At 68.9% G+C, this 7,587-nt stretch carries 7 protein-coding genes; 4 read left to right on the forward strand and 3 right to left on the reverse strand.

All coding sequences use genetic code 11. The annotated features are described in order from the left end of the window. A partial coding sequence (locus ACFWF3_RS16600) for a TetR/AcrR family transcriptional regulator (protein ID WP_379314348.1) occupies positions 1 to 596 on the forward strand: 596 nt, incomplete at its 5' end. Positions 597 to 699: 103 nt separating this feature from the next. Here the strand turns inward: ACFWF3_RS16600 and ACFWF3_RS16605 are convergent. Next, positions 700 to 1,182: a winged helix-turn-helix transcriptional regulator gene (locus tag ACFWF3_RS16605; protein ID WP_379314349.1), complete on the reverse strand. Its 483-nt coding sequence runs from the start codon at positions 1,180 to 1,182 to the stop codon at positions 700 to 702. Between the two features lie 53 nt (positions 1,183 to 1,235). On the opposite strand from ACFWF3_RS16605, the gene ACFWF3_RS16610 reads away from it, so the two are divergent. After that, positions 1,236 to 2,039: a thioesterase family protein gene (locus ACFWF3_RS16610; RefSeq protein ID WP_379314350.1), complete on the forward strand. Its 804-nt coding sequence runs from the start codon at positions 1,236 to 1,238 to the stop codon at positions 2,037 to 2,039. 14 nt (positions 2,040 to 2,053) lie between these two features. Further along, positions 2,054 to 3,505 (forward strand): MFS transporter, encoded by a 1,452-nt coding sequence (locus ACFWF3_RS16615; RefSeq protein WP_379314351.1) that lies wholly within the window; start codon positions 2,054 to 2,056, stop codon positions 3,503 to 3,505. Positions 3,506 to 3,555: 50 nt separating this feature from the next. Here ACFWF3_RS16615 and ACFWF3_RS16620 read toward each other — a convergent pair whose 3' ends face one another. Next, positions 3,556 to 3,900, reverse strand: coding sequence for a hypothetical protein (locus ACFWF3_RS16620; RefSeq protein WP_379314352.1), 345 nt, complete (start codon positions 3,898 to 3,900; stop codon positions 3,556 to 3,558). Positions 3,901 to 4,061: 161 nt separating this feature from the next. Between ACFWF3_RS16620 and ACFWF3_RS16625 the strand changes: the two genes are divergently transcribed. Continuing rightward, entirely contained in the window at positions 4,062 to 6,257 is a 2,196-nt protein-coding gene (locus ACFWF3_RS16625) for a molybdopterin oxidoreductase family protein (protein WP_379314353.1), read from the forward strand. A gap of 34 nt (positions 6,258 to 6,291) precedes the next feature. Here ACFWF3_RS16625 and ACFWF3_RS16630 read toward each other — a convergent pair whose 3' ends face one another. Continuing rightward, complete coding sequence (locus ACFWF3_RS16630) at positions 6,292 to 7,338, reverse strand: fused (3R)-hydroxyacyl-ACP dehydratase subunits HadA/HadB (RefSeq protein WP_379314354.1); 1,047 nt, start codon at positions 7,336 to 7,338, stop codon at positions 6,292 to 6,294. Positions 7,339 to 7,587 lie beyond the last annotated feature (249 nt).

Consider the following 7,587-nt stretch of genomic DNA (forward strand, 5'->3'; position numbering starts at 1 on the left):
ACCCCCGGCCGTCGGCCGACGCGACCCGGCGCAACGAAGGATCCCGGCGCGCCATCCTGTCCGCCGCCTTCGAGCTGGCGGGCGAGATCGGCTACGACAAGCTGACCATCGAGGCGATCGCCGCCAGGGCAGGTGTCGGCAAGCAGACGATCTACCGGTGGTGGCCGTCCAAGGGCGCCGTCCTGCTCGACGCCTTCCTGATGCTCAGCGAGACCGGCGACGACGCGACACCGGGCCTGCCCGACACCGGCGACCTGGAAGCCGACCTGAAACTGGTCCTGCGCGCGACCGTCGCCGAACTCGCCGACCCCCGCTTCGACCTCCCCCTGCGCGGCCTGACCAGCGCCATCATGCACGACACCGCCCTGGCCGCCACCTACGTCGAACGCCTACAGAGCCGCGTGGACGACCTGAAACGTCGCAGACTCGCCGCCGCGCAAACCGCGGGCCAGATCGCCCCCGATATCGACCTCGACGTGGCCATCGCGATGATCTGGGGCCCACTGATGGACCGCTGGCTCCTGCGCACCGGCACCCTCACCACCGAATTCGCCGATCGCGTCGTGGAGACCGCGCTGCGCGGACTACGCGGCTGACTGATCGAAAGCACGTCCTATCAACGACATTCGGCCCGCACCGCGCAATTGTCGTGCCGGCGCCCCCATAACCGGCGCGCGCGACGATGACGCCGGGGCGACTTCACCCACGTAGCGACTCGGGTAGCGGAGAACGATCACCCGCGCCGGGGCCGTCCATCAGTGTCAGGTCGCGGCCGTGGACTCGCTCGCCGCAGTGCGAGCAGGTGGGCTCGATGGTGGCGAGGTGGGCGCAGGTGCGGTGCAGGACCTCTACCGGGGGCCCGTTCGGGGCGGCCCATTCGTCGCCCCACTGGCGCATCGCGGTGATCACCTGCCACAGGGAGCGACCCTTGGCGGTCAGACGGTAGTCGTAGCGGACGGGGTTGTCCTGGTAGGGCTCTCTCGTCATGATCTCGTGTTCGACCAGGCCTTCGAGGCGTTGGGTGAGCACGTTGCGGGCGATGCCGAGGCGGTCGCGGAACTCGTCGAAACGGGTCACGCCGAAGAGGGCGTCACGCACGATCAACAAGGTCCACCACTCCCCGACCACTTCCAAGCACTGGGCCAGGGAGCAGTTCATGTCTTCGAAGCTGGTGCGCCGCATGCCCCGAGTCTAGTCGGTTGCATCAAAGAACTCACCCATCTACGGTGAGTTGCATGATGAAACTAACTGGGCGGTTCGGCGCGCGATTCGCCCTCACCACCACGGACTCCGGGCAGTGGCATGCCGTGGTCGACGACTCGTGGCGCGGCTGGACCGGCCCACACGGCGGCACGCTCGCCGGGCTCCTGATCGACGTCGCCCAGCAGGCGAGCTCGCGCGAGCACCCCGTACGCGCCGCCGATGTCCGGTTCCTCGGCCGACCGGCGACCGGCGCGTTCACCCTGCACGCCACCGAACACCCGGTCGGGCGCAGCACGACGATGCTGGACGTGGTCGCCGAACAGGACGGTGCGCGGGTCGCCGCGGCCACCGTCACCCTGGGCGCGCCCGGCGCGACCGCGATCCCCGCCCACAGCGCCAGACCCGCACCCGTCGTCGCGGCCGCACCGGACTGCGCGCTGTTCCGGCTGCCGCCGGAGATCGTGCCCGTCGGCGCGCATTTCGTCATCCGTCCCGCCGCGGGCCCGTTGCCTCTCAGCGGCGCGGATGAGGCGATGATGTGCGCCTGGATCGCACTCGACCCCGCGCTGCCCCTCGACGCGCCGAGCCTGGCCGTCCTCGCCGACGCGCTGCCACCGGGACTGTTCCCGCTGCTCACCGCGCCGGTCGCCGTCCCGACCGTCACCCTGTCGCTGCAACTGCACGCCGATCTCACCCACCTCGGCGACACGCCCGTGCTGGTCCGCGCCGCGAACGTCAGTTCCGGTGACGGCTGGTCGGTCGACGACACCGATATCTGGGACGGCGACGGCGTACTGCTCGCCACCGCCCGTCAAACCCGCCGCGTCCTCGGCTGAACGAGAGCTGGAACATGCCATCCACTACCCCACTCCGGGAGACCAATCCCCGGTTGGTGCTCGCCATCGTCTCCATCGGCGTGCTGTTGTCGAGCCTGGACCTGTTCATCGTCAATGTCGCCATGCCCGCCATGGCAGACGACTTCGGCGCCGGCCTGACCGAACTGTCCTGGGTGCTCAACCTCTACGCCATCGTCTTCGCCGCCCTGCTCGTTCCGGCCGGTCGCCTCGGCGACCGCGGCGGCAACCGCGCCACCTTTCTCACCGGCCTGGCTATCTTCGTGATCGGGTCGGCACTGTGCTCGGCGGCCTGGAACGTGGAGTCGCTCATCGCTTTCCGTGTTCTGCAGGCGGTGGGATGCGCCCTGCTCACCCCGTCCTCCCTCGCACTGGTACTCGCCGCGACACCGCCGCAGCGGCGCGCGGGTGCGGTGCGGCTGTGGGTCGCGTTCGGTGGTCTCGGCGCCGCGCTGGGCCCGGTGCTCGGCGGCTTGCTGGTCGAAATCGATTGGCGCTGGGTGTTTCTCGTGAACGTGCCGATCGGGTTGGCGGCGTTCGCGATCGGTGTCCGTAAGCTGCCGTGCCCGCCCGCCGCGGGCGGCCCGCTGCCCGATCTGCTGGGTGCGGGCGCGCTGATCGGGGCGGTCGGGTCGCTGATCCTGGCCGTCGTCCAGGGTCCCGACTGGGGCTGGACCTCCACCGGAGTCCTCGCCGCGTTCGGTATCGCGATCGCGCTCGGGGTCGTCTTCGCCGTGAGCTCGGCTCGTCATCACAGCCCGATCGTCGACCCCGCCCTGCTCCGGGTCCCGAATTTCGTGCTCGCGGGTGCGAATTCACTGGTGTTCCAGATCGCGTTCGCGGGCATGCTGCTCTCGGTCACGCTCTGGGCGCAGAACGTGTGGGGGTGGTCGGCCTTGCAGACCGGACTCGCGATCGCGCCCGGCCCCCTGGTCGTGCCGTTCGTCGCCATCGCCGCGGGCAAACTCATCGCGCGAATCGGTGCGGGACCGGTGATCGCGGCAGGCGGACTCGCCTTCGGCGGTGGACTCCTGTGGTGGGCGCGCGCAGCCGAACTGTCACCGGACTATGTCGGTGGCCTGCTCGGCGGCATGCTGCTGACCGGTCTCGGCGTCGGGCTCACCCTGCCGACCGCGTTCGCCGTCGGCGCGGGAACCCTGCCCCCGCAACGCTTCGCGACCGGATCGGGCGTCCTGAGCATGGCCCGCCAACTCGGCCTGGCCCTCGGCGTCGCGCTTCTCGTCGCGCTGCTCGGTACGCCCGACACCCCCGCTGCCACGCTCGACGCCTTCCAGCGCGCCTGGTACGTGACCGCCGCGGTCGCGGTCCTCGCCGGACTCATCGGCTTCGCCGTGCGGACCCCAGCGCAGGCCGGACCACCGATCGAATCGCCCGGCCACACTCCGGAGGCGACCGAAAGATCCGGGGGCGCGGCAGTGTCGGCGTGACCCCGAGCGGTCGGCGACCACGATGTCGCCGGCCGCGTCCTCCGGTCCGCTCAGCCCCAGGTCGCCTGATCGGGGACCGAGGAATCGAAGATCACGTAGAAGAAGTGACCGGGAGTCAGCTCGTTCATGTCGTGCCAGCGGCCCCAGGGGTCGCGCTGGTAGTAGTTCTCCATCCCGGTGCCGTCGTCGTAGCAGACGATGTTCGACGTCCCGAACGGACTCCAGTACACGTCCGTGCCAGGACGTGGCATCTCGAGCGGGGTGCGGAACAGGTGACTGCACGGCGTGATGACGGGGTCGTAATAGCTGGGCTGGGCGGCGGCGGTGGCATGCCCGGCGATCCCGGCCACGGTGACGGCGGCGACCGCGAGGCCGAGACGAACGGTGGAACGCATCGAATCTGCTCCTGACCTGAGCGGAAATGAAGGCTCTTCGTATCGCGAACGATATTACGCCCGGTCGTCGATCGGCACGAAAATCAGACCACAGACGGATCTGCCGAGCCGTTCGGTCGCGCTACCGTGGCAGGAGCGGTTCGGCGGAGGGTAGGAAAGCTGTGGACAGCACGACGATTGCCCGGCAGTGCACATTGTGTGAAGCGCACTGCGGGATTCTGGTCACGGTCGAAGATTCGCGGGTCACCCGCGTCGAAGGCAACCCGGACGACGTGCTGTCGAAGGGCTACATCTGCCCGAAGGCGACAGCCATGGGCGGTCTGCACCACGACCCCGACCGGCTGCGGACACCGATGCGCCGCGTCGGCGACAGTTTCGAACCGGTCGGCTGGGACGAGGCCTTCCGCGAGATCGGTCAGCGTTTGCGCGCGGTGCGGTCCGCGCACGGTCCCAGCGCCATCGGGATGTACATCGGCAACCCGGCCGCGCACAGTTCCTCGGTGATGTACGCAGCGCTGCTGCGGGCCGTCCTGCTGACCCGGAACTTCTTCTCCGCGTCCTCGATCGATCAGTTCCCGCAGGAGTTCGTCGCGTGGCGGATGTTCGGCTCGAACGTTCTCATGCCGATCACCGATATCGACCGCACCGACCGGCTGGTGGTGCTCGGCGCCAATCCCGCGGTGTCCAACGGATCGATCACCACCATGCCCGGCGCCAAATCGCGCATCAAGGCGGTCCGCGCCCGGGGCGGCACCGTCGTCGTGATCGACCCGCGCCGCACCGAAACCGCCCGGCTGGCAGACGAACACGTGGCGGTCCGTCCCGGCGGCGATGTGTACCTGCTGCTCGCGATGCTGCATGTGCTGATCACCGAGGAACTGTGCGACGAACGGGCGGTCCGCGCGCTGTGCACCGGCTGGGACGAGCTGGCCGCACTGGTCGCCGACACCACCGCGGAACGCATGGCGCCACTGGCAGGCGTCGACGCGGACACCATCAGACGGCTGGCCCGCGACCACGCGGCGGCACCCTCGGCAGTGTTGTACGCGCGAATCGGGGTGTGCCAGCAGGTGACGGGCACGCTCACCCACTGGCTGGTCAACACGATCAACGCGGTCACCGGCAATCTCGATCGCGCGGGCGGTCAGATGTTCGCGACCCCCGTCGTCGACGCCGCCCGCTACGCGAAGTACCTGCCCATGGGACACGGCGCGTGGACCGACCGCTCCGGCGCGCACAAGTCGTTCCGCAGCGAACTGCCGGTCGCGGTCCTCGCCGAGGAGATCCGCACCGAAGGACCGGGCCAGATCAAAGCGATGATCACCTACGCGGGCAATCCGGTGCTCTCGACTCCGCAGGCGGACAAGCTCGATGCCGCGCTGGAATCTTTGGGTTGCTATGTGGCCGTCGACATGTACATCACCGAGACGACCCGGCACGCCGACTTCATCCTGCCGCCCGTCTCCGCGCTGGAACGCGAGGAACTGAGCCTGCTGTTCCCGATCTTCAGCGTTCGCAACAACGCCCGCTACGACGCCAGGGTGTTCGAGCCGCCCGCCGACGGATTGGACGACTGGCAGATCCTGGCACGGCTGGTGACCGAAATGGTCCCGCTGCCGGCACGGCGGCTCACCGCACGGGTGCTCAATGCCGCGTTCGAACCGTTCAGCCCCTTGCGACTGTCCGCGGCGGCCGTCGCGACGGGCCCCTACGGAATCCTGCGTCGTGGACGGAACGGGTTGACGCTGAAGAAGATTCGGGACACGGCAGGCGGTGTCGACCTCGGACCGCTGCAACCACGGCTGCCCGAACTGATCGGCACCGGCGATCGCAAGACACACTTGGCACCCGCGGATTTCCTGGCGGCGGTGCGCACGGTCCTCGACGACGCGACCGGGGTGGCCGAGCCGGGCTACGACCTCCAGCTCATCGGACGGCGGCACCTGCGCAGCAACAACTCCTGGCTGCACAACATCCCGTCGATGGTGAAGGGCCGCGACCGCTGCACCGTGCTCATCCATCCCGACGATGCCGCCGCCCGTGGTCTCGCCGACGGTGATCCGGCCACGATCGAATCCCCGGTCGGTTCGATCGTGGTTCCGGTGGAGATCAGTGGCGATATTCGCGCCGGGGTGGTGGCGATCCCCCACGGATGGGGCCATCGCGAACCCGGGGTCGGCTGGTCGGTCGCGGCGGGCCTGCCGGGCGCCAATGTCAACCTGCTGCACGACCCGGCCCGCACCGACCTGCTCTCCGGCACGTCGGCGGTCAACAGCACATGGGTGCGGGTGAACCCGGTGGCGTCCGAAACCCCGGACGCCACACCACGATCCGAGGTCGTGGCCGCGCCGCGGTGAACCCGGCTACGAGGTCGGGTCCACCGCGCCGGGGTCAGCGAAAGCGCAGGTTCGCGGTGGCGAGACCGAAGATCTTGCGACCGCCGGACTTGGCGACGATGGCGATCACCGCGCTGCGGGTCTCCGGGTCGAGGGACTTCACGCGACCGGTGTACTCGACCTGGCCGCCCTCCCGGCCGACGATGGTGTAGGTCGACAGCCGAACGCCGTAGCGGGTGACGGCGCCGGGGTCGCCGGACCACGTGGACAGGAAGCCCGCACCCAGCCCCATGGTGAGCATGCCGTGGGCGATGATGTCGGGCAGGCCCGCCAGCTCGGCGATCTTCTCGTCCCAGTGGATGGGGTTGCCGTCGCCGGAGACGCCGGCGTAGTTGACGAGATCACCGCGCGAGACGCGGGCGTCGCGGAGCGGGAGTTCGTCGCCGACGGTGAGTTCGTCGAACGACAGCGTGGTGCTGGGGACGCGGGCGGCGCCCTCGACCGACAGCACAACTTCGCCCTCGGGACGCAGGGTGGTCTCCACCACGGCGTTCTTGTCGGCGCTGTAGATGCTCACGCCGTGCAGCATGATGTTCTCCACCGCGGCGGTGATCGCGGGATCCACGCCGTCGTCCCCGGTGATACCGACGACCGTGGTGTGCATGATGTGCACGGTCTCGCCGAGCTCGTCGACGAAGGTGTTGGTGACAGTGATCAGGTCCTTGCCCGCGATCGTGCGCACCGAGGTCAGCTCGACATCGACCACGAGTCGGTCACCGGCCACGATCGGCTTGTGCTGTTCGAAGACCTGCTCGGTCTGCACGAACATGTCGTAGCCGACGACCACCGTTTCGAACAACAATTTGTTCGCCGCCATAGCCGGGATGGAGACGAACGTCAGCGGCGCGACCAGACCCGGGTAGCCGAGCGCGGCGGCGGCCTCGTCCTCCCAGTGGGCAGGATGGAAGTCCTGGACGGCGCGCGCGTATTCGCGGATCTTCTCGCGACCGACCTCGTAGACGCCCTCGACCCGGTAGTAGTGCCCTACCTTCGACGCGGTGTCAGGGCCATCGATGGGCGGGGCATCGACTACGGAAGTCACTATGAATCACCTTCGTTCGGGGAACGGACACCCGGCAGGCTAGTCGACGCGCAGGCGGACCGGGCATTCCTTGGCACAGTTCACAGTTCTGCGCTCTTCCACCGCGGTCAGAACGAGGGTACGTCGCTGGTGCTGGCGTTGCCACCGATCGAAGGCTGCAGCGTGATCTCCCAATCGGAGTCACCGTCGAACGGGTCGTCGAACTTCTGGAACTCACGCTCGCGGGTGAAGGCCAGCGTCGCCTCGTCC

Source organism: Nocardia sp. NPDC060220, assembly GCF_042727815.1.
Taxonomy (GTDB): domain Bacteria; phylum Actinomycetota; class Actinomycetes; order Mycobacteriales; family Mycobacteriaceae; genus Nocardia.